Annotated in this window: 1 protein-coding gene; it reads right to left on the bottom strand. The window is 29.0% G+C overall.

Annotated elements, in window-relative coordinates:
* Window positions 1-434 (bottom strand): type IV toxin-antitoxin system AbiEi family antitoxin domain-containing protein (locus OWK30_RS11485; RefSeq protein WP_423326625.1); only part of this gene is annotated, 434 nt, incomplete at both ends.

Here is a 434-nt window from a genome sequence, read left to right as displayed (position 1 = left end):
CCGATTCCTCCTATTCTATGATGGTATAAAATAAGGTCTAGAATGGTTAATTCTACAGATGAAACATTTATATAACCGGTTTTAGTTTTTTTCTTAAAAATGTAATTAATATCAATTTGTTTTTTTATAAAAAAATGAATTGCTAAATATTCTTTTTTTATATTTCTTAAAGCTGGTGGTTCAATTATCAGTTGAAATAGCATTGGTTGCTGGTGTCCTGCTCCAAGCATTGATGCAGCAGAAAACATGGATACATAATATGTTTTATTCAGAAATTTCATCATATCGTCTATGAATAGGTAAGGTGGTATCATTTTTCTATCATAAAATTCTGGGGGAATTATTACATAAAACTCTTGTCTGATTTGAGCAATTCTACCACCTTTTTTTGCTCTGTAAAGTGCCTGATGAATAGCTTTATCAGATAATTTACT

The organism is Deferribacter abyssi (assembly GCF_049472655.1).
Classification (GTDB): Bacteria; Chrysiogenota; Deferribacteres; order Deferribacterales; family Deferribacteraceae; genus Deferribacter; species Deferribacter abyssi.
The sequence above is the reverse complement of the archived record's forward strand: the minus strand, read 5'-3'. Positions and strand labels throughout refer to the sequence as shown.